The sequence below is a fragment of the Nitrosospira multiformis ATCC 25196 genome, from assembly GCF_000196355.1.
GTDB classification, from domain to species: Bacteria; Pseudomonadota; Gammaproteobacteria; order Burkholderiales; family Nitrosomonadaceae; genus Nitrosospira; species Nitrosospira multiformis.
Genome location: NC_007614.1, coordinates 3,047,576 through 3,068,405, shown reverse-complemented (window position 1 = coordinate 3,068,405; position 20,830 = coordinate 3,047,576). Strand labels below are relative to the sequence as shown.

Sequence of the window (20,830 nt, the reverse complement as noted above, 5' to 3'; positions counted from 1 at the left end):
TGAATGAGTCAGGACAAGAAGAGTCTGTTGGTAATCGAGGATGATCCCGGATTGCAACGCCAATTGCGCTGGAGCTTCGATACTTATGAAGTGTTGGTGGCAAGCGACCGCGAAAGCGCGCTTGCTCTGGTCAGACGGCATGAGCCCGCCGTCGTCACCATGGATCTGGGTCTTCCTCCCGATGCGGATGGCGCTTCCGAAGGTTTGGCTACGTTGGAACAGATACTTGAACTGGTGCCGGATACGAAGGTAATTGTTCTCACCGGGAATCAGGACCATGGAAATGCTCTCAAGGCTATCGCTGCAGGGGCTTATGACTTTCATCAGAAGCCCTTTGATCCCAATATCCTGAGCCTGGTGATAGAACGGGCATACTATCTCTATGCTCTGCAGCAGGAGAATCGCAAGCTGTTGCAGGCCCAGATGAACTCTCCCATCAACGGCCTCATAACCCGCGATCCCGTCTTGAGCAAGGTATGCCGCAACGTGGAAAAAGTCGCACCCTCGGACGCTACGGTTATACTGCTGGGCGAGAGTGGTACCGGCAAGGAAATTCTGGCACGGGCGCTGCATCAGTTGAGCGCCCGGCGGGAGAAGCGCTTCATGGCCATTAATTGTGCAGCCATCCCGGAGTCGTTGCTGGAGAGTGAATTGTTCGGCTATGAAAAGGGTGCTTATACGGGAGCCGTCAAACAGACGCCCGGAAAAATCGAGCTCGCGCACGAAGGCACTTTTTTTCTTGACGAAGTGGGCGATCTGCCCATGCCCTTGCAGGCAAAGCTTCTCCGTTTTTTGCAGGAAAGGGTGATCGAGCGAATAGGGGGTCGGAAGGAAATACCCGTGGATGTGCGCGTGGTATGCGCCACTCATCAGAATCTCAAGAAACTGATCGAGGATGGACGTTTTCGCGAAGATTTGTATTACCGCTTGAGTGAAATCGTGATAACCATTCCTCCCTTGCGACAGCGGGTGGGGGATGCCGCGCTGCTTGCCCATCATTTCAAGAACAAGTTTTGCATGCAGGAGAAACGTTCCTCTCTGAATTTCAGCCAGGAAGCGCTGGCTGCCATTGAAAATCATTCGTGGCCGGGCAACGTGCGCGAAATGGAAAACTGTATCAAGCGTGCGGTCATCATGGCAGAGGGTTCGGTAATCGGCGCGGATGACCTCGGCCTGTACGGTACAAGCGCAGCTGAGCCTATCAACCTTCGCCAGATACGGGACAGGGCGGAATGCAATGCGCTGATGAAAGCATTGGCGAGAGTGGATGGGAACGTGGTGAAGGCGGCTGAATTACTGGGCGTCAGCCGTCCCACTATTTATGATCTGATGAATCGCCATGGTTTGAAGTAATACGGTGCAGATGCGCATTCCATATCAAAATTACAGACAACAGGCTTGCTTCCAATGACGCACCTTATCCAGGATCTCGTTTTCGAATCTGCCAATCGTTTTTCCGATAAGGAAGCGCTGGTTTACCAGCGAAACAGGCTGAGCTATGCTGATCTTGCACGCGAAATCGGCTTGGTGCGAGAGGGGCTGCTGGCCCTGGGGTTGGGGCGAGGCGAGCGTGTCGCTGTCTATCTGGAGAAACGCATCGAGGCAGTGACGAGTCTGTTTGGAGCAGCGGCTGCGGGAGGCGCCTTCGTGCCAGTCAATCCACTTCTGAAGCCGGAGCAGGTGGCCTACATCTTGCGCGACTGTAACGTAAGAATTCTCGTGACTTCGGTCGAGCGATTGAAGTTGCTTGTCGAAGCGCTGCCTCAGTGCCACGACCTCCATGCGGTGATCGTAACCGATCGGGCAGAAGCTGCCATGCCTGTTCCCGGTCTGACTGTCGTATCCTGGAATGACGCTGTCACCGCAGGCAAACCTGATGGGCGGGCGGTTTCCCGCCCCGCCACCGATGCTGACATGGCTGCTATCCTCTACACCTCGGGAAGCACGGGGAAGCCGAAAGGAGTCGTTCTTTCCCATCGCAATCTCGTAGCTGGCGCGGCAAGCGTATCTCAATATCTGAAGAACAATCCGGACGACCGTATTCTGTCCGTGTTGCCGCTCAGTTTCGATTACGGACTGAGTCAGCTTACTACCGCGTTTCGCGTCGGAGCGACTGGCGTTCTGATGAACTATCTGCTCCCGCGCGATATCATCGATGGATTGAAGGAAGAAAAGATTACCGGGCTGGCGGCAGTTCCGCCTCTGTGGATTCAACTGGCGCAATTGAGCTGGCCGAAGGATATTCCGTTACGGTATATCACCAATTCCGGCGGGGCGATGCCGCGGGCGACGCTTGACCTGCTGCGCAATGTGTTGCCCAATGCCGCGGTGTTTCTCATGTATGGGCTTACCGAAGCCTTTCGCTCCACCTTTCTTCCGCCTGAAGAAGTGGATACACGTCCGGACTCCATCGGCAAAGCCATCCCTAATGCTGAGGTGCTGGTGGTACGGGAGGACGGATCGCCTTGCGCTCCCGGCGAACCGGGCGAACTGGTGCATAGAGGACCTCTTGTTTCCATGGGTTATTGGAATGACAAGGAAAAGACCACTGAGCGCTTCAGGCCCGTTCCTTGCCGGGAGCCGGGCCTGACTATCCCCGAACTGGCAGTATGGTCGGGAGATACGGTCCGCATGGATGAAGCAGGCTTTCTTTATTTTATCGGCCGTCGCGATGAAATGATCAAGACATCCGGTTATCGTGTCAGTCCGACAGAGGTCGAAGAAGTCGTTTATGGCACGGAACTGGTGGGAGAAGTCGCCGCGGTGGGAGTGCCCCATCCTGTGCTGGGTCATGCTATTGTCCTGATTGCGACCCCCAGGGCGGGTTTGAAGGCTGCCGATGAGGCGTTGCTCGCTGCGTGCAAGACTCATCTTCCCGCCTTCATGCTGCCCAGCCGGATCGAGTACAGAGAGGGCAGTTTACCGCGCAACCCCAATGGCAAGATCGATCGCAAGCGTCTTGCTCAGGAGTTGCACGATATTTTCATGGAAGCCGGCGCATGACGGATTCCCGGCCAAGACACGCGCCCATTCAGTTTTCCGTAAACGATGATTGCCTCGAGATCGGAGGGCTGCCTCTCACACGCCTGGCGCAGCGCGCGGGAAAGACACCTTTCTACGCGTATGACCGGCAAAGGCTGACGGATCGCGTGGCGTTCCTGCGTCAGCATCTGCCTGCGGAAATTCACTTGCACTATGCGATGAAAGCCAATCCCATGCCGGCCGTCGTGCAGCATATGGCTCGATTGGTGGATGGATTGGACGTTGCTTCAGCGGGAGAAATGAAGGTTGCGCTCGATACTCCTATGCCACCCGGTGAAATCAGCTTCGCCGGTCCGGGCAAGAGCGACAGCGAACTTTCCTGCGCCATTGCCGCCGGCATCGTTCTCAATATGGAATCCGAGCAGGAGATGGAGCGAATCGCCATCCTGGGGGAATATCTGGGGGTTCGCCCAAAAGTGGCTGTTCGCGTCAATCCGGATTTTGAACTTAAATCATCCAGCATGAAAATGGGCGGGGGCCCCAAGCAATTTGGAGTGGATGCCGAACGCGTTCCTGCCATGCTGGCCCGACTGGGAAGACTGGCGCTCGATTTCGAAGGATTTCATATTTTCAGCGGCTCTCAGAACCTGAGAGTGGCTGCCCTGCAGGAAGCACACGAAAAGACCTTCCAGCTGGGCATTGCGCTCGCGAAGCATGCTCCCGCTCCCGTCCGCATGCTGAACATAGGCGGTGGTTTCGGTACGCCTTATTTTCCCGGGGATGAAGCGCTGGATCTGGCGGCGGTTGGCGAGAATCTGCGGCGCCTCATACCCGGAGTGAGACAGGCGCTACCGGAGGCGCGCATCGTCATCGAGCTTGGCCGGTACCTCGTGGCGGAGGCGGGCATCTACGTTTGCCGGGTGCTCGAACGCAAGGAATCCAGAGGACAGATATTCCTGATCACGGATGGAGGATTGCATCATCATCTGGCGGCTTCCGGCAACTTCGGTCAGGTGATACGCAAGAATTACCCGGTCATGGTGGGAAATCGGGTACAGGGAACCGACAGGGAAGTTGTTTCGGTGGTGGGACCGCTTTGCACGCCGCTGGATCTTCTGGCCGACCGCATGGAGATGAGCAGGGCGGAAGCAGGCGATCTTATCGTCGTGTTCCAATCCGGCGCATACGGCTTGACCGCTAGTCCTACCGCGTTTCTCAGTCATCCGCCGCCCATGGAAATGCTGGTCTAGCAGATTAAGCGCTGTCATGCACGAGGATCGTTATGCCTTTTGACCAAGAGGGTGGCAAAAAGCAAATAATCCACAAAAAATCCATCAGATAACGAGAAGCACAATGCCAAGAAAACGTGGAGAATTCCTGTGAGTGGATTATGCGGTTGGCTGGGATATGGCCATTCAGTTACTGAAAACCTGGCGCTGCTCCGGCAAATGGCAAGCCCGCTCGTACGGTTTGACAGTTGTAAGTTGCACGCCTGCGCGAGCGGGAATAGCGCTTTAGCAACCGCTGCTTCGGACGGGCGTGCTCACATTTATCAGAGGGATGGGCTTCTTGCCGCGTTGTGGGGACGGGGAAATTTTCTGGAACCCCGCCTGGATGAACAGGCGCAACGCGAAGGCATGGCGAAAACGCTGGCCGAAAATTGGCGGGGAAGGAGTGGAGGGGACGGAAGAGGCGCAAAGATTTTCGAGAGCCTGAGCGGTGCGTTTGCATGCTGTATTGTCGATGAAAATGCGAATGAGGTCGTTCTGGCGACAGACCGTATGGGCACTTACCCACTCTCCTACCAGGCTCTGGCCGGAGGCTTGGTATTTGCCTCGTCATCAGATGCCATCCGCCTGCATCCTTCGATCAGGTCGGAAATCGACCTCCAGAGTCTGTATAACTACGTTTATTTTCATATGGTGCCTAGTCCTGACACCATTTATGAGGGGCAGAAACGCCTTATGCCGGGCGAATATCTCGTCTACAGTAAGGGCGGCATCAAGACTGAAAAATACTGGCTGATGCGGTTTCAGGAAGATGAAAGACACCCTTTCCAGGAACTCAAGCAGGAGTTTCTGGAAGTATTGCATTCCAGTGTGCGGACCGCCATTGGCGATGACGAAACGGGAGCCTTTCTCAGTGGCGGAACCGACAGTTCGACGATTGCCGGGATACTGGGCGAGGTGAGCGGACAGCCAGCACGCACCTATTCCATTGGTTTCGATGCAACGGGTTATGATGAAATGGGATATGCCCGGATCGCAGCCAGGCATTTCGGTACGCGGCATCAGGAGTACTACGTTACACCGGAGAATATCGTCTCCGCCATTCCCCAGGTTGCAGCGGTATTCGATCAGCCCTTCGGCAACTCTTCCGCGTTACCCGCCTACTACTGCGCGCAGATGGCAAAATCCGACGGCCTCAGCAGAATGCTCGGCGGAGATGGGGGGGATGAGCTTTTTGGCGGTAACGTACGTTATGCCAAACAACACATTTTCTCGCTGTATGAGCAGACTCCCTTGTTATTGCGCAAGGGACTCATCGAACCGGTTGTTTTTGGTCTTCCTGGGGGAGGCGCGCTTCCCCTGATACGGAAAGCGCGCAGTTATGTCGAGCAGGCATCCATCCCCATGCCTGCACGCACCGAGACTTACAATCTTCTTGAACGTTACGGACGCGACGCTATCTTTACCCCTGAATTTCTCGATGCGGTAAATCCGGGTTATCCGGCGCGCCTGCTGGACGAGACTTATCATGAGAATGATGCCAAAAGCCTGATCAATCAAATGCTTGCATTTGATCGCAAATTCACCCTCGCCGATAACGACTTGCCCAAGGTCGCCAAGGCGTGCGAGTTGGCGGGAATGGACGTTGCGTTTCCACTCATCAGCGATGAGATCGTTGCTTTTTCCCTGCGGCTCGAACCTCACCTGAAGCTCAAGGGGACGAAGTTGCGCTACTTCTTCAAGGAAGCCCTGCGGGGATTTTTGCCGGACGATATTATTGCCAAGCAAAAACATGGTTTCGGATTACCTTTCGGGGTGTGGCTTCAAACCCATAAAAACCTGCAGGACCTGGCGTGGGATAGTCTGAGCGATCTCAAATCGAGAAACATCATCCGCGGTGACTTTATCGAGAAGCTGCTGCAGCAGCACCTGGAGGAGCATGCCGGATATCACGGCACCATGGTATGGGTGCTGATGATGCTGGAGCAATGGTACAGGCAGCGACAGGACTCTCGAAGTGCAATGCATTCTCAGGCATGAGAACCGGGATAAGTAACAGATGATCCGTTGCGTTTCCAGGCCCAAGAAGTGCTGAATAACAGAGCAGGTCCTCCTGAATACTCCTGCCCTGACGGTTTGCTCCGCCGGATATCGCTTTATGCCTCGCTTCGATCTCTATCTCATCGAACATCCCTTCATCCGCATCAACCAGATTTCTAGCCAAATCCCGGTATCGAACGGGCAAATGATGTCTACCATGTAAGGATCGTTCCGGGAGTAACCATCGTACCCAAACGCGCTCGCGCCCTGCTGGCGGAATTCGTGCTGGCAATGAAACAGGCCCGGGTTTGAACAGGATGCTGACCGCCCTTTATACTTATTCGATCTGGCCGGAGGCCGGCAATATGCGCTACGTGAATGGAGACGGACTCATCTGCCTCCCCATCTGCTGCAGTGGGTGGAAAAGTACCTGTTTGGTGGGCCCGCCTGAAAGATGGAAAGGGCGCTCCCTCTAGCCTCGGAAAGACTCCTGCAGGGATTGAAACCGCATTGCCCGTGACCTCTTTCGAGAGAATTTAACCCTACATTTCCTATGGTTACGGATTTGAGCCGGCTATATGTCGTGCTTGACATCGAACTCTTCATCCAGCATACTCCAGCCCTCACGCAGTAATCAATATGCATACCAGCGTAGCAAGTATGGGTATTGCAGGTATGATATTGTCGGTGTGGGATCGGAAAGGTTTATTTCCGGCAAGAGGGGTGGAACGGTTCAAGTCAGCTGTTCAATGGTCGCGAAAGAAGTTTGGAAATACTGCTTTTTTCGCCTGCATACAACCGCATGATAGGCCACGACAAGAGATGAAAAGTGCGGGGTCAGAGGTAAAAGGCGTGGGGATTGCAGGTCGGCTATTCGATATTTTCTTTATCTTTTTTTGATGGTATCGACCGTAGGATATTCTGATGCATGTCGAGTACGTCGATCCCCGAGCGGAATAAGGTGGGTTGAATGGTTTCGAACGCATCGCGGCTGTGTGAACGTTTCAGCGGGATTGTCTGTGTTCCTGACCGGATTCTCATGCACTCCGGAAAATAGAACAGATTTTCAGGATCATCGCATGCACCCCGGGCTCCCTGTCGGCCGATATTCCACGATTTAACTGGGCATTAAAGATGAAATATACAGAAAGAAGGAGAATATAATGCAAGAAACCGCGTGGCAGGTTTCCCTTGTATTGATGCTGATGATCACGTTTGGTGTCGTGTTCGTCGCCATCAATTCCGGAAAGCGCGAAGAAGAATATGGGCCGCTGGTGAAGCGTGCATACAGTTTTCGCACCAAATTGTTCTGGGCAGTCGCGTTTGTATTCTTCCCGGCGATGATCTACAACCTGATGAGCTTGCCTTACAGTCCCAAGGCCGCGGCCAGTAGCGGTCCTACCCAGGTTATCAATGTTACCGGTCATATGTGGTACTGGGAAATGGACCGGGACCAGGTCGAGCCCAACCAACCGGTCGACATTCGTGTCACCAGCGCCGACGTGAACCATGGCTTCGGCATTTATGATCCTGACTTGCGTCTGATTGCGCAGGCCCAGGCAATGCCCGGCTACACCAACGTAATCCACATCACCTTCCCCAAGGAGGGTACCTACCGGGTATTGTGCATGGAGTATTGCGGTGTTGCTCACCACAATATGATGACCGAAATCAAAGTTGGGAAATCTTAAAAAGGAATAAGCATGGCAACTTATACTTATACCCCGGTTCCCGATCAGGGAGCCAAGGCGGGCGTGCTGGCCTATCTGGTCATCTCCTGTGTAGTATTGCTACTGATGATGCTTTTCGGCCTGCTCATGAGGATGGAGCAGGCGCAAATGATCTCCATCGGAGCACTCTGGTTTTATAAAATCATGACGTTGCACGGTGCCGGAATGGTGGGTATCGTCGCCCTGGCCGGAGCGGCCATAATGTGGCATTTTCTGCGCCAGTATGTCGATCTGTCGACAGGTATATTCATGGCCAACCTGATCCTGTTTCTGACAGGGGTCGTCATGATCCTGGCGAGTGTCCTGCTTGGCGATTTCCACGCCGCCTGGACCTTCCTCTTTCCGTTGCCCACCACTTCCATGGGCATGTGGAGTCCGGGAGCTGCCGCGCTGTTCATGGGCGGATTGCTGGTCATCGGCGTCGGTTTCGTGCTGCTGCATCTGGATATCGCGCGCGCCATCATCAGCCGCTACGGCGGTCTGGGTCGCGGACTTGGCTGGCCACAGCTTTTCGGTCCTGATGACGGCAACGCACCGCCGCCGGCCGTGGTTGCCAGCACCATGGTCACCATCGTCAACCTGATTGGCCTAGTGGTCGGCGCCAGCATCCTGGTTATGATGCTGATCAATGTTTACGTCCCGACTTTCGAAATCGATCCGCTGCTGGCCAAGGGCATGATCTACTTCTTCGGACACGTATTCATCAATGCCGTTATCTACATGGCTGTGATCGCGGTCTATGAAATCCTGCCGCGCTATACGCAACGTCCCTGGAAGGCGAACAAGGTGTTTCTTGCCTCCTGGACCGCTTCCACGATCATGGTCATGTTCATCTTCCCGCACCACCTGTTGATGGATTATGCCTATCCCAAGTGGTTCCTGATCATGGGTCACATCATCGGTTATCTCAATACCTTCCCGATCCTGATCGTGACGGGTTATGGCGCCATGATGATCGTGTACCGGTCGGGTATTCGCTGGGATATGTGCTCACGGCTGCTGTTCGTGTCGCTCTTCGGTTGGGCAGTCGGCGCGATGCCCGCGTTCATCGACGGCACCATCACGGTCAACTATGTCATGCACAACACGTTGTGGGTGCCGGGACATTTCCATACCTATCTGTTGCTCGGCATGGTTGCGATGGTCTTCGGGTTCATGTATTACCTTGGCAAGCCGAACGAGAATGCGCCGGATAGCGCCCTTGACGTCGCTGCTTTCTGGGGATTCGTTATCGGCACCATGGGTTTCACCATGAGCTTTCTCTATTCCGGGAAAATCAGCGCCGCGCGCCGCTATGCGGAACATCTTCCGGAATGGGTGCCTTACGACAAAATTGCTTCATATTTCGCAATGTTGTTGATCGCTTCTGTGCTAGTATTCATTTTCCGCTTTCTTACGCGGTTGGGGCTGGCGAGTCGCGATTATCAACGCGCCTCTCTTGCGCGAAGTATGGCTACATGACACCTACATGGTAAGGGCGTGATATAACCCATGAGCCTGGCAAAACGCAGCGTACTTATTTCAGCGCTGGTGACTTCGCTGGGCACATGGGTTTTTTGGTGGGGTACTGACGGGTTCACGGCATTTACGGCCGAAACGGCAAGGCGCGTGGAAATACTTCGCTCTCCGCGTGCGCTGCCGGATGTTACACTTGAAGATCAGAACGGAAAAATCTTTCACCTGAAAGATTACCAGGGCAAGTTGCTTGCGGTAGACTTCATCTTCACGCGCTGCACCACCTTGTGTCGGAGCATGGGCATGATCTTCAAGCAGATTCGGGACCTGATACCAGAGGAGTCGTTAGGGCGCGATTTTGCCCTGCTTAGCATCAGCTTTGATCCTGAACACGACGATCCCGCCAGTTTGAAGAAGTATGGCGAAGCCTATGGCGCTGACGGCGAGATCTGGCGTATCGCAAGAGTACGCGACAAGGCGGAGCTTCAATCGCTGCTGGATGCCTTTGGCATTATCGTGATACCGGACCAGTTTGGCGGATTCGAGCATAACACCGCTCTTCATCTCGTCGGGCGGGATGGAAGACTCAGGCTGATCAGCGATATCGATAAAGCGGTCCCATTCGCCGAGCAAGTCGTAGCGTTGCTATGATTGGAGCCCTATCTCATTATTCCGGCAGAAGCGCGCTTGCGCTTGGAGTGTTCTACCTGCTCCTTGCCACACCTATTGCACGAGACTGGCTGGAAGCTTCCATGAGCAGGCATATGCTGGTGCAGATGCCTTTGCTTGTAGTAGTCGGAATCATTGCTGCCCGACTGGTACCCGGGCGTATTCAGGATTCTCTTCTGATCCGGTTCGGTGGCGCTTGGCCTTGTGTAATAGCGGCCTTGTTCGCTTCAAGTTACTGGATGCTTCCTCGGGCACTGGATGCGGCATTGACAGATCCATGGGCTGAAGTGGCGAAATTCCTAAGCCTACCATTTCTCGTCGGATTTCCTCTGGTTTTGGCCTGGAGGCGCCTCACCCTTATTGGCCGGGGCTTTGTCTGGACCAATTTTTTCAGTATGCTGGCGGTACTCGGATGGTTATATATTGTTGCACCTGTGCGTGTCTGCAACAGTTACCTGGTGAATGATCAGGAGAATGCCGGGTGGTATATGGTCATAGCTTCGGTGCTGCTTTTCTTTTGGTGGCTCGGGACTTTGCTAGTAGGTGGCGGTGTGGGCCCGGATAAACCTGATCAAAGCGGGTCAGACCGAACATTCGCATAAATCGTAAACTTTCCGTTAGGAGAATTGAGAGAAAAGTATGGACTATCATCCGCCATTGAAACTCATGGAAGAGGTGGAAGCTGCCAGCAAGAAAAAGGCGGGACTGGACGTGGGCACGATGTTGGTCAAGGGCTTCATGTCAGGCGCGCTTCTGGCGTACGGCACCGCCCTCGCGTTCAAGGTTTCCGCCGGTCTTCCTGAAAACGTTGCTGCACTCGTTTCAGGCGCCGTCTTCCCGGTCGGCTTTGCCATGATCATATTGCTTGGCATGGAGCTTGCCACCGGCAATTTCGCAGTGCTGCCCGTCGGCGTGCTGCGGGGTAAAACCACAATGGATAAGCTGTTCCGCAACTGGACCTGGGTATATATCGGTAATTTTTTCGGTTGTGTCTTTGTCGGGTTTTTGCTCGCTATCGCCTTGACTGAAGCGTTCGTCGAGGGACATGGGGCGCTTGGAGACAAGATCATCGCCGTAGCCAAATCCAAAACGCTGGTGTATGAGCACGCGGGCGCGAACGGCTGGCTGACCGCCTTCGTCAAAGGCATACTGTGCAATTGGATGGTGGCAATGGGTACCGTCTTGGGCATGATTTCCACATCCGCCACGGGCAAGGTGGTGGCTATCTGGTTGCCGGTTTCAACCTTTTTCGCCTTGGCTTTCGAGCACTCCATCGTAAACATGTTTGTCATGCCCACGGCTATTCTTCTCGGCGCTGACATCACTGTCGGACAATGGCTGTTCTGGAACCAGGTTCCGGTAACACTCGGTAATATCGTGGGGGGGGCAGTATTGACGGGCATGGTGTTGCATTACGTCAATAAGTCTGCTCCTTATCCTGCCACCACAGAAGAAAAGCCCGTGAGCGGCGCGACGCGCACGGCGCCTTAAAGAAATATCTCCGAAACATCGCGGCGCCTGGCGTCGCGATGCTCAATTTCCTTGACACAGGGTATCTGTCCAGTTAGGCTACGCGCTGTTTTAGTCTGGCCCGGGAATTGCGCGGGATTTTGGCTGAGACATGGATATGTGTAGCGCGAGGGAAGGCCGTATCGGAATGGATGCGGTGACGCGGTATCCAGACACAACAACATCATTACGGAGTAAAGGAGAGAAGCAGATGTTAATGAAGCCTTGGCTGAGGCTGGTTACGCTTGCGTGTGGGGTGCTGTTTGCGGGCGCCACGTGGGCTAACTTTCCCAGCGTTCCCAAAGAGACGTATAAGGCGCTGAAGCTGGAGCAGTCGGCCTCGCCGAAGGAACTGCATTCGGCGCTGGTGAAGCGATACAAGGATCCTGCGCAGGGAGCGGGGCGCGGCACGCTGGCGAAGTACTGGGAGCCGATCCCGATGAGCATGTACTTTGACCCTGCCTCGTACTACAAGCCGCCGACCTCGATGAAGGAAGTAGCGGCGCGTGAGGAATGCGTCAAATGCCACACGGACGAATCGCCGGTATGGGTGAGTGCGTGGAAGCGGAGCACGCACGCGAACCTGGACAAGATCCGGAACCTGAAGCCTGAAGACCCGACGTACTACAAGAAGGCGAAGCTTGAAGACGTGGAGAAGAATCTTCGCTCGATGGGCAAGCTTGGGGCCAACGACAAGCTCAAGGAAGTAGGATGCATCGACTGTCACGTTGACATCAACAAGAAGGACAAGGCAGACCACATGAAGGATCTGCGGATGCCGACGGCGGACGTATGCGGCACCTGCCACCTGCAGGAATTTGCCGAACGCGAATCCGAGCGCGACACGCTGGTATGGCCGAACAAGCAATGGCCGCAGGGACGCCCCTCGCACTCGCTGGACTGGAAGGCCAACGTAGAAGTAGCGGTATTTGCCTCCATGCCGCAGCGCGAGATTGCCGAAGGCTGCAGCATGTGCCACACCAACCAGAACAAATGCGACTCCTGCCACACGCGGCACGAATTCTCTGCTGCCGAGTCGCGTCATCCTGAAGCGTGCGCCACCTGCCACAGCGGGGTAGACCACAACAACTGGGAAGCCTACTCCATGAGCAAGCACGGCAAGACCGTAGCGATCATGGGGGACAAGTGGAACTGGAATGCGCCGCTCAAGGACGCCTACACCAAGGGCGGGCAGACTGCGCCCACCTGTGCCGGCTGCCACTTCGAATATGAAGGCAAGTACAGCCACAACGTCGTGAGGAAGATACGCTGGGCCAACTACCCTGCGGTTCCCGGCATAGCCGAGAACATCAACAGCGAATGGTCGGAAGCGCGGCTTGACTCCTGGGTCAAGACCTGCACCTCCTGCCACTCCGAGCGTTTTGCCCGCTCCTATCTTGAATTCATGGACAAGGGCACGCTGCACGGCATCGCCAAGTACAAGGAAGCGCACGCGGTGGCTGAGAAGCTCTACAAGGAAGGGCTGCTGACCGGCCAGAAGACCAACCGTCCGACGCCGCTGCCGCCCGACAAGGAAATGTTCGCAGGCTTCACCCAGCTCTACTGGAGCAAGGACAACAACCCTGCTGCGATCGAGCTCAAGGTACTGGAAATGGGAGAGAACAACCTTCCCAAACTGCACGTAGGGCTGGCGCACGTCAACCCGGGCGGCTGGACCTATACCGAAGGCTGGGGCCCGATGAACCGCGACTACGTCGAAGTCATGGACGAGAACACCAAGATCCGTGAAATGGCGGCGTTGCAGGCGAAGGTAGCGAAGCTCGAGGCCAAGCGCAAGGCAAGCCTGTTCGACCTTGACAGCAGCGAGAAGCTCTCGCTTGGCGGTCTGGGTGGCGGCATGCTGCTAGCTGGCACGCTTGCCCTGGCAGGCTGGCGCCGGCGCGAGAAAAGCGAGCGTCAGTAAGCACTATCAGCACTGAAGGTTAGATAACAAGTTTGACAGCCTCAACTTCCAGCCGCGCCGCTGCCCCCACCCCGGGGGCGCGGCCTGGCTCTAAACTCCTCCCCTCACTGGGCATTCTCCTGGTGGCGGGAGGAATTCTTTTGCTCCTGTGGTTTGCCTGGGCATGGTTCAATCCCGGGCCTGCCCCCTACCGCTACCAGCTGGCGGAAGAAGGCAGCGCAGACAAATTCCCGCAGCTTGGACTGGGCAAGTGGCCGGACCTTTCCATTGCCCGGTATGAAGTCTTTGCCGAAGACATTCCCCAGCCGCTGGCGGTGCTGCATGCGGCACGTCAGGCCAATGGCCCGCAGGTGAGGCTCGACTGGGAAAACCGCACGAGTGAGCTGCTGCTCACGACCGATCTCAAACTCAACGAACTGGCCACTCTGGCTGCCGCCATCGACAAGTACGCGGGCAAGGATGCGCTGGTGCTTGGCTGGTGGGACACCTCGCGCCAGCTCAAGCTTCTCTCGAAGCGCGACACCCTGTTCAGCGGACAGTTCTCCGATTACCTCGTCATACCGACGCCGTGGCAGAAGCAGGCTGACGCCATCCGCAAATACGAAGACGACTTCTGGGGCGGCAAGGCAGGACGGGAAGAAGAGCAGAAATTCGAGCGCTTTGCCGATGCCCTGATGGCCGAACCTCAAGCGGGGGCTGCCATCCTGCGCGAACTGGCGGGCGATCGCGAAGCCTATCTTGCCATTCATGTCACCGACCTGTACAAGCTTGGCGTCATGCGTCCGGGGCGGTTCGACGTTGCCTATCGCAACTTCCCCATGGAAGGCAACATGCATGGCATGGTCGACTATCTCAAGCGATGGGTGCTGGACAACAACTACAAGACCTACACCCTGCAATCCCTCTCGGACAGGCTGGTGCGCGGCTACTTCCTCAAGGATGACAAAAGCGACCAGACCCTGATTGCGCAGATGCTGCCCTTCACCCAGTCGATGCCGCTTGACCTGACCGCGGTGCAGCTCATCTACCAGACCGGGGGCTACTGGGTGTACAGGATACCGGGCGGCAAGGAACCTGCCTCAGCCGGCGCCACCCCGGAGGATGCCGCCTCCTTTCCGGCGCCCGTCCTGCCTCCGGCCGCCGAGTAAATCCGCTATCGCGGTTGACGCAAACGGCACAGGTTAATGACCACCCACTTCTGCCGACAACCGCATCTGTAGGGCCACCTCATCAAACGTAGCAACACAGCCCGGCTTTGCCCGGGCTGTTTTTATTTACCTGAAGCAGGCCAGGTTCTGCCTGACAGCTTGTTGAGTCCTGATTCAGAATGCGGAACAGGTCATGTCTGTTGCCCGCGTTTCTTCCATTCATCTGTAGCCCTTGTCCCCGACCGACGCTGAGCCTGTCGCAGATCCTCTGCGCATCTGCACCCGGCACGGCCGCGGTACTTCTCAAGGCGATCGAACTGCAAAGCGGCCTGCACGGGAACAAGGATTTTTGCTGTAGCAAGCCGAAACACGATACCGGATATAAGCTGCGGGAAGGGATCGCGCGTGGGAAAAAAGAATTCGGCGACGATACAGCCATGCATCCGTACACTTTGTATCAGGCGCGATCCCGGCGCCCCCCCGCTGCCCGATCCCGCTTTGCGGGCCCCTCGCGCCGCGCTCCGGGTCCCCCTGCCCGACCCCGCTTTGCGGGTCCCCCGTGCTGCGCTGGGGGTGCCACCGGTACCAGTGGTACCAGAAAGAGTGATGGTACTGGTGCTACCCGTCTGTATGAACCAGAGATACAGTATGGACACAATAAAAAGTGTGTCCTGACATTGCGATCATTGCAAGCGCATTACAATAACAGGGAAATACAGTAAAAAAGAACAAGAACAAGAACAAGCAGCAGGAAGCAATGAAAAACAGGATGCGGATCAGGTTGCAGTCGCATGGAGCTGGAAGAAATACAAGAATCGAATCCAGGGATATAACGGAAACAACGGATATATTTGCCGAAAGAAAAAAGGAGGAAGGATGAACCATCGCATGACACTCGCCCTGGCCGCAGCAGCCCTGTTTGCGGTCATGGCCGGCAGCGCCTCTGCCGAATCGTTTGAAGGCCGCAAGAAATGCAGTTCCTGTCACAAGAGCCAGGCCGAATCCTGGGGCAGCACGGCGCACGCCAAGGCCATGGACTCGCTGAAGCCCAACAACAAGGCCGAAGCCAAGAAGAAGGCCAAGCTCGATCCTGCCAAGGACTACACCAAGGACAAGGACTGCGTCGGCTGTCATGTGGATGGCTGGGGCAAGGAAGGCGGCTACACGATTGACGACCCGAGCAAGTTCCTGACCGGGGTAGGCTGCGAATCCTGCCATGGACCCGGCTCCAAGTACCGCGGCATCCACCGCAAATCCGGCGCCGCTTTCGAGAAATCGAAGAAGACCACCTCCCGCCAGGTGCTGGCCGATGCCGGGCAGGACTTCAGCTTCGAGGAAAGCTGCAATGCCTGCCACATGAACTACAAGGGCAGCCCGTGGAAAGGTGCCAAGGAACCCTACACCCCCTTCACCCCGGACGTGGACAAGAAATACACCTTCGACTTTGACAAGTACGTCAAGGACACCAAGGCCATGCACGAGCACTACAAGCTCGATGGGGTCTTCACGGGGGATCCGAAGTTCAAGTACCACGATGAATTCCAGTCCAGCGCCAAGGTAGGCGAGAAAGGTTCGGACGACTGACATGGCGATGAAGACAGGTAGTGCCCTCCTGGTGGGCACACTCTTGGGCGTGGTGATGGTGGCGGTGGTATTGGGCGGCGAAGCGGCCGTCTCCACCACCGAATTCTGCACCAGTTGCCACTCCATGACTTATCCGGCCGAGGAGTTGAAGGAATCCTCGCACTATGGCGCCCTGGGCGCCAACCCCGGTTGCAAGGACTGCCACATCCCGCAGGGATTGCAGAACTTCCACCTGGCGGTGGCGACCCATGTGGTGGACGGAGCGCGCGAGCTTTATCTGGAGATGGTCAATGACTACTCCACGCTGGAGAAATTCAACGAGCGCCGCCTGATCATGGCGCACGATGCGCGCATGAATCTCAAGAAGTGGGACAGCCGCACCTGCCGCGCCTGCCACAAGAATCCGCAGCCTCCCGGAGCCGATGCCAAGGCCGCGCACAAGAAGATGGAGACGGAAGGCGCCACCTGCATCGACTGCCACCAGAACCTGGTGCACAAGGAAGTTGCAGAAACCGACTTGAACGAGAGCATCAAGCAGGGCAAGATGGTGCTCAAGCCCGAAAAAAAGGATGACGACGACGAGGATGAGGAAGACGAGGAGTAATAATCAGCCGATTTGCTGGCGGTTGGTACCCCTATTCCTTCAAGACGCCTGACAACAATACGAGTAATTTTGCTGTTCAACCACTGTTTCCGGTAACAACCGGAAACAGTGGTTTTATTTCATGGAGGCCTTGATTTCGTCTTCCTGCCTATCTCCCCGCAGAAACGCCACAAAGAAATCCCGGATGTATGGTATGGTTCACACTTTATAGTTGTTAAGCCTCGTGCGGGTTAAATTATCCTACGGCCTCCGGGCAGCTGTCTCCAACACTAGATCCAAGAAATGTTACGCAACTTTCCCAAACCAGATACTCCCTATGCGCACAGGATGCGTGACTACTTTATCGCCACACTCACTTTTCTTTGTGTAGCGATCAGCCTGAATCTGGATGCAACTGGCAGTCTCGCGCAGCAAAACTTCATGGGATTGATTGCCTGGACGTTTCTGTTCGGACTGTTGATTGGCGAAAATAAAGAAGTGCGGATGCAAGTGATCATCGCGGTCGCTTTCGCTACTGCGGGTGAGCATTTTGCTTCCATTTACATGCAGGGCTACACCTATCGTTTTGGAAATGTGCCAGCCTACGTGCCCCCTGGGCATGGCATGGTTTACCTTACCGCAGTCGCCCTGGCCCGCTCCGGCCTCTTTCTGAGGCATTCCCGAAAAATAGCGGCTTTCGTGGTCCTGACCTGTGGTCTCTGGTCGCTCTGGGGGATCAGCGGATACCCTGAGCAGGGAGATCAGGTAGGGGCACTGCTATTTTGCGTGTTTCTGATATATCTGTTCAAGGGCCGCTCCCCAATGGTTTATCTGGCAGCCTTTTTTATTACCACCTGGCTGGAATTGATCGGCACCGCGGTCGGGACATGGAAGTGGGCTACGATAGAGCCTGTCCTCAGTTTGTCCCAGGGAAATCCGCCCAGCGGTGTAGCGGCGTGGTATTGCCTCGTCGATGCGGTAGCGATTGGTGGCGCACCGGTATTATTGCGTGTTTTCACGAAAAGCGGCGAATGGATCAGAGGAACCAAGCCCGAAAGTATTCGCCAGCAAGCGAGAAATGATTAGGAACGAATGAATTTTATAATTCACAGATAGTCTAAACTTTTGATTATCGGGCGACGTTAATACTGATACACCTTAATAAATTCGATGCGTCGCAAATAGACCAATGCTGTTCAACGCTCTACATCGCGTTTAGTCTCTTCATCTTCTACAACCAGTGTTGTACATCATTTCCTTATTTATAAATTATCCTCCTCCGACCGCGTCGACACCCCTTGTCATGCGGTCTCGAAGTATTGAATATGTCGTTTACCGAACTTAATTTAACGCCCGAGATTCTGCGCGCCATAGCAGATCAAGGCTATACCGACCCAACTCCGATTCAGACCCAGGCAATTCCCCATATCCTCGAAGGCAGGGATATCATGGGCGCAGCACAGACCGGTACCGGCAAGACTGCGAGTTTTACATTGCCGATGTTGAATCTCCTGCAATCCGGCGCCAACACCAGCGCCTCTCCCGCCCGGCACCCCATCCGTACGCTGATTCTCGTTCCCACGCGCGAACTCGCTATCCAGGTGCACGAGAGCGTAAAAACGTATGGCAAGTATCTTCCACTGAGATACGCTGCAGTTTACGGCGGGGTGGATATGGAACCGCAAACTCGAGAGTTGCGGGCGGGGGTAGAAATTCTGGTGGCTACGCCGGGACGGCTCCTGGATCACGTTCAGCAGAAGGCGATCAACTTATCCAAGGTAGAGATTCTCATACTGGATGAGGCAGACCGGATGCTCGACATGGGTTTTTTGCCGGATATCAAGCGCATTCTTGCATTGCTGCCATCCCAGCGCCAGAGCCTGATGTTTTCGGCCACATTTTCCGATGAAATCAAGAAACTTGCGGGGAAGCTTCTGAGAGAGCCGGTACTGGTCGAAGTCGCTAGGCGCAACACCATCACTGAATTGATAACTCATGTTGTACATCCTGTGGTTCGCGAGCGCAAGCGTGAATTGTTGGCGCACCTCATCAAATCGCAAGACCTGCAACAGGTTCTGGTATTTGCCCGGACCAAGCATGGAGCGAGCCGCCTGGCTCACCAGCTGGAACGGGACCATATCAGTGCAACGGCGATTCATGGGGACAAAACCCAGACGCAGCGTACCGAAGCGCTGGCAAAATTCAAACAGGGCGTGGTCCGCGTCCTGGTGGCGACCGACGTGGCTGCCCGGGGATTGGACATCGAGGAATTGCCGCACGTGGTCAATTTCGAGTTACCGACAAATCCCGAGGATTACGTACATCGCATTGGCCGCACGGGCCGGGCTGGAACCAAGGGCGATGCCGTATCACTCGTATGCGAGGATGAGGCGGAATTACTCAAAGGCATCGAGAAATTGCTCAAATTCAAGCTGGAATCGAAAGTCGTTCCAGGTTTCGAGCCGGAAACCCCGGTTGCTCAAGGGGAAGCTGCGATCTCGCACGGAAGAATCGATCAGAAATCTGCGGGGTCGCAGCCTCGCGGATCGCAGCCGCGGAAACTGGAGCAGGCAAATTCGGTTATGTCGCTTAACGGGACCAAGGGTAAAACTGCCAGGAGTTCCAAGGAGCATGCAGGCTCCCGCAGAACCGGCAAGTTGCCGGAGGACCCGCTCTTTACCCAGCCCTATACGCCGGGCACGTTTTCAGGAGAGCCTTCGGACAGAACCAGTGCCAAGTCCGAAACACCCCTGCCGGAAAAACGGTTCGACTATTTTGCCCATAAGCAGCAAAAAAAACCCATTCCCGCGTTATTCATGCCGCCACGCGGTCAAAGCAAGCAGGGGCAGGAAGGGTGAGGTCGTATTGCCCGGTTAACGAAAATCACTCCCCGAATTGACCTGACGACTGGCATGAGAAAGCGCCTGAGCAGGATCTATACGCGGACGGGTGATGACGGGACGACTGGACTGGGGGACGGTACCCGCTCTTCCAAGCACAGTCAGCGCGTCGAAGCCATGGGCATGGTTGATGAGCTCAACAGTTTCATTGGCCTGTTGCTTGCGGAAGCGCTGGATGGCGATATCAGGATAAAACTGGAAGATATCCAGCACGAGCTGTTCGATCTGGGCGGGGATCTGTGCATTCCCGGACGGGTCACTATCAATGTCGGACAGGCCAACCGCCTGGAGGCGCAACTGGACCATTACAACGAAGGGTTACCGGCGCTCGGGGAATTCATACTTCCCGGTGGCACCCGCGCCGCTTCATTATGCCACGTTGCCCGCGCAGTATGCCGTCGCGCCGAAAGGCGGCTCGTAGAGCTCTACCAGGCAGAAACGTTGATTCCTGCCCATCTTCAGTATCTCAACCGGCTGTCGGATTTTCTGTTCGTATTATGCCGCTTCCTGAATCGGCAGCAAGGTGTGGAAGACGTGATGTGGCAGCCCGGCAAGACCGCCGTCTGAAACCTCTTCTTGCGCTGGAATCACCTGCTCTTTGCGATATCGGCATCCTTTCGCCGAAAACCGTCGATCACCAGCAATACGGCTCCAAGCGAAATCGCTGAATCCGCGACGTTGAAGGCGGGCCAGTGATAGCCCGCTACATGGAAATCCAGAAAATCGACGACATGACCCAGGGTAGCCCGGTCCCATAAGTTCCCCAGGGCACCTCCGAGGATCAGGCTCAAAGCGATGCAGAAAAGTTTATCTGCCGCATGCCTGTACAGCAAAAAAACGATTAATACAGAAGCGCCTGCGGAAACGGTCGTGAAAAACCAGCGCTGCCACCCTCCCGCATCACTCAGGAAGCTGAACGCGGCTCCCGCGTTATATGCCAGCACCAGATTGAAAAAACCGGTCAGCGGCACATGCTCGCCATAATCCAATACGCCCTCTATCCAGCGCTTCGTGACGAAATCGAGCACCACTACAATCAGCGCAATAACCAGGCTTACCCACAGCTTCATATAAGCC

18 protein-coding genes are annotated in these 20,830 nt (G+C 55.5%); 17 read left to right on the top strand and 1 reads right to left on the bottom strand.

Going from position 1 to position 20,830, the window contains the following annotated elements:
* Window positions 1–3 precede the first annotated feature (3 nt).
* The 17 genes from prsR (at window position 4) to NMUL_RS13835 (ending at window position 20,320) form a co-directional block, all read left to right on the top strand.
* The gene (prsR, locus tag NMUL_RS13920) at window positions 4–1,353 is read left to right on the top strand and encodes a PEP-CTERM-box response regulator transcription factor (RefSeq protein WP_011381950.1); all 1,350 of its coding nucleotides are present in this window, start codon (window positions 4–6) and stop codon (window positions 1,351–1,353) included.
* 54 nt (window positions 1,354–1,407) lie between these two features.
* Window positions 1,408–3,003 (top strand): acyl-CoA ligase (AMP-forming), exosortase A system-associated, encoded by a 1,596-nt coding sequence (locus tag NMUL_RS13915; protein ID WP_011381949.1) that lies wholly within the window; start codon window positions 1,408–1,410, stop codon window positions 3,001–3,003.
* A complete protein-coding gene (locus tag NMUL_RS13910; protein ID WP_011381948.1) occupies window positions 3,000–4,232 on the top strand; it encodes a pyridoxal-dependent decarboxylase, exosortase A system-associated in 1,233 nt (410 codons plus the stop codon). The genes NMUL_RS13915 and NMUL_RS13910 overlap by 4 nt, the downstream gene beginning before the upstream one ends.
* A gap of 129 nt (window positions 4,233–4,361) precedes the next feature.
* Entirely contained in the window at window positions 4,362–6,251 is a 1,890-nt protein-coding gene (locus NMUL_RS13905) for an asparagine synthetase B family protein (protein ID WP_011381947.1), read from the top strand.
* 639 nt (window positions 6,252–6,890) lie between these two features.
* A complete protein-coding gene (locus NMUL_RS13900) occupies window positions 6,891–7,151 on the top strand; it encodes a hypothetical protein (RefSeq protein WP_041352658.1) in 261 nt (86 codons plus the stop codon).
* A gap of 263 nt (window positions 7,152–7,414) precedes the next feature.
* Window positions 7,415–7,942, top strand: coding sequence for a cupredoxin domain-containing protein (locus NMUL_RS13895; protein ID WP_011381946.1), 528 nt, complete (start codon window positions 7,415–7,417; stop codon window positions 7,940–7,942).
* A gap of 12 nt (window positions 7,943–7,954) precedes the next feature.
* The gene (locus NMUL_RS13890) at window positions 7,955–9,442 is read left to right on the top strand and encodes a cbb3-type cytochrome c oxidase subunit I (RefSeq protein ID WP_011381945.1); all 1,488 of its coding nucleotides are present in this window, start codon (window positions 7,955–7,957) and stop codon (window positions 9,440–9,442) included.
* Window positions 9,443–9,472: 30 nt separating this feature from the next.
* Entirely contained in the window at window positions 9,473–10,087 is a 615-nt protein-coding gene (locus NMUL_RS13885) for an SCO family protein (RefSeq protein ID WP_011381944.1), read from the top strand.
* Window positions 10,084–10,707 (top strand): hypothetical protein, encoded by a 624-nt coding sequence (locus NMUL_RS13880; protein ID WP_011381943.1) that lies wholly within the window; start codon window positions 10,084–10,086, stop codon window positions 10,705–10,707. The genes NMUL_RS13885 and NMUL_RS13880 overlap by 4 nt, the downstream gene beginning before the upstream one ends.
* 37 nt (window positions 10,708–10,744) lie before the next feature.
* Window positions 10,745–11,596, top strand: coding sequence for a formate/nitrite transporter family protein (locus NMUL_RS13875; protein ID WP_011381942.1), 852 nt, complete (start codon window positions 10,745–10,747; stop codon window positions 11,594–11,596).
* A gap of 136 nt (window positions 11,597–11,732) precedes the next feature.
* Window positions 11,733–13,538 carry a multiheme c-type cytochrome gene (locus NMUL_RS13870; protein WP_238529833.1) on the top strand — a complete coding sequence of 602 codons (1,806 nt, stop codon included), beginning with the start codon at window positions 11,733–11,735 and terminating at the stop codon, window positions 13,536–13,538.
* 32 nt (window positions 13,539–13,570) lie between these two features.
* Window positions 13,571–14,686: a hydroxylamine oxidation protein HaoB gene (gene haoB / locus NMUL_RS13865; protein WP_011380159.1), complete on the top strand. Its 1,116-nt coding sequence runs from the start codon at window positions 13,571–13,573 to the stop codon at window positions 14,684–14,686.
* A gap of 876 nt (window positions 14,687–15,562) precedes the next feature.
* Window positions 15,563–16,270 carry a cytochrome c-550 CycA gene (gene cycA / locus NMUL_RS13855; RefSeq protein ID WP_011380158.1) on the top strand — a complete coding sequence of 236 codons (708 nt, stop codon included), beginning with the start codon at window positions 15,563–15,565 and terminating at the stop codon, window positions 16,268–16,270.
* Between the two features lies 1 nt (window position 16,271).
* Window positions 16,272–16,874, top strand: coding sequence for a NapC/NirT family cytochrome c (locus NMUL_RS13850; RefSeq protein ID WP_011380157.1), 603 nt, complete (start codon window positions 16,272–16,274; stop codon window positions 16,872–16,874).
* A 282-nt stretch (window positions 16,875–17,156) separates the two neighbouring features.
* Window positions 17,157–17,939 (top strand): hypothetical protein, encoded by a 783-nt coding sequence (locus tag NMUL_RS13845; protein WP_011381941.1) that lies wholly within the window; start codon window positions 17,157–17,159, stop codon window positions 17,937–17,939.
* 239 nt (window positions 17,940–18,178) lie between these two features.
* Complete coding sequence (locus tag NMUL_RS13840) at window positions 18,179–19,711, top strand: DEAD/DEAH box helicase (RefSeq protein ID WP_011381940.1); 1,533 nt, start codon at window positions 18,179–18,181, stop codon at window positions 19,709–19,711.
* A 54-nt stretch (window positions 19,712–19,765) separates the two neighbouring features.
* On the top strand, window positions 19,766–20,320 hold the full coding sequence (locus tag NMUL_RS13835) for a cob(I)yrinic acid a,c-diamide adenosyltransferase (protein ID WP_011381939.1): 555 nt from the start codon (window positions 19,766–19,768) through the stop codon (window positions 20,318–20,320).
* Between the two features lie 20 nt (window positions 20,321–20,340).
* Here NMUL_RS13835 and lspA read toward each other — a convergent pair whose 3' ends face one another.
* Window positions 20,341–20,823 carry a signal peptidase II gene (gene lspA / locus NMUL_RS13830; protein WP_011381938.1) on the bottom strand — a complete coding sequence of 161 codons (483 nt, stop codon included), beginning with the start codon at window positions 20,821–20,823 and terminating at the stop codon, window positions 20,341–20,343.
* Between the last annotated feature and the right edge of the window lie 7 nt (window positions 20,824–20,830).

What these genes read in the sequence shown, in the direction of transcription:
- prsR (WP_011381950.1), top strand. Translation starts at nt 4, where the DNA reads ATGAGTCAGGACAAGAAGAGTCTGTTGGTAATCGAGGATGATCCCGGA.
- NMUL_RS13880 (WP_011381943.1), top strand. Translation starts at nt 10,084, where the DNA reads ATGATTGGAGCCCTATCTCATTATTCCGGCAGAAGCGCGCTTGCGCTT.
- NMUL_RS13915 (WP_011381949.1), top strand. Translation starts at nt 1,408, where the DNA reads ATGACGCACCTTATCCAGGATCTCGTTTTCGAATCTGCCAATCGTTTT.
- NMUL_RS13910 (WP_011381948.1), top strand. Translation starts at nt 3,000, where the DNA reads ATGACGGATTCCCGGCCAAGACACGCGCCCATTCAGTTTTCCGTAAAC.
- NMUL_RS13875 (WP_011381942.1), top strand. Translation starts at nt 10,745, where the DNA reads ATGGACTATCATCCGCCATTGAAACTCATGGAAGAGGTGGAAGCTGCC.
- NMUL_RS13885 (WP_011381944.1), top strand. Translation starts at nt 9,473, where the DNA reads ATGAGCCTGGCAAAACGCAGCGTACTTATTTCAGCGCTGGTGACTTCG.
- NMUL_RS13850 (WP_011380157.1), top strand. Translation starts at nt 16,272, where the DNA reads ATGGCGATGAAGACAGGTAGTGCCCTCCTGGTGGGCACACTCTTGGGC.
- NMUL_RS13890 (WP_011381945.1), top strand. Translation starts at nt 7,955, where the DNA reads ATGGCAACTTATACTTATACCCCGGTTCCCGATCAGGGAGCCAAGGCG.
- cycA (WP_011380158.1), top strand. Translation starts at nt 15,563, where the DNA reads ATGAACCATCGCATGACACTCGCCCTGGCCGCAGCAGCCCTGTTTGCG.
- NMUL_RS13895 (WP_011381946.1), top strand. Translation starts at nt 7,415, where the DNA reads ATGCAAGAAACCGCGTGGCAGGTTTCCCTTGTATTGATGCTGATGATC.
- NMUL_RS13835 (WP_011381939.1), top strand. Translation starts at nt 19,766, where the DNA reads ATGAGAAAGCGCCTGAGCAGGATCTATACGCGGACGGGTGATGACGGG.
- lspA (WP_011381938.1), bottom strand. Translation starts at nt 20,823, where the DNA reads ATGAAGCTGTGGGTAAGCCTGGTTATTGCGCTGATTGTAGTGGTGCTC.
- NMUL_RS13870 (WP_238529833.1), top strand. Translation starts at nt 11,733, where the DNA reads ATGTGTAGCGCGAGGGAAGGCCGTATCGGAATGGATGCGGTGACGCGG.
- NMUL_RS13845 (WP_011381941.1), top strand. Translation starts at nt 17,157, where the DNA reads ATGTTACGCAACTTTCCCAAACCAGATACTCCCTATGCGCACAGGATG.
- NMUL_RS13840 (WP_011381940.1), top strand. Translation starts at nt 18,179, where the DNA reads ATGTCGTTTACCGAACTTAATTTAACGCCCGAGATTCTGCGCGCCATA.
- NMUL_RS13900 (WP_041352658.1), top strand. Translation starts at nt 6,891, where the DNA reads ATGCATACCAGCGTAGCAAGTATGGGTATTGCAGGTATGATATTGTCG.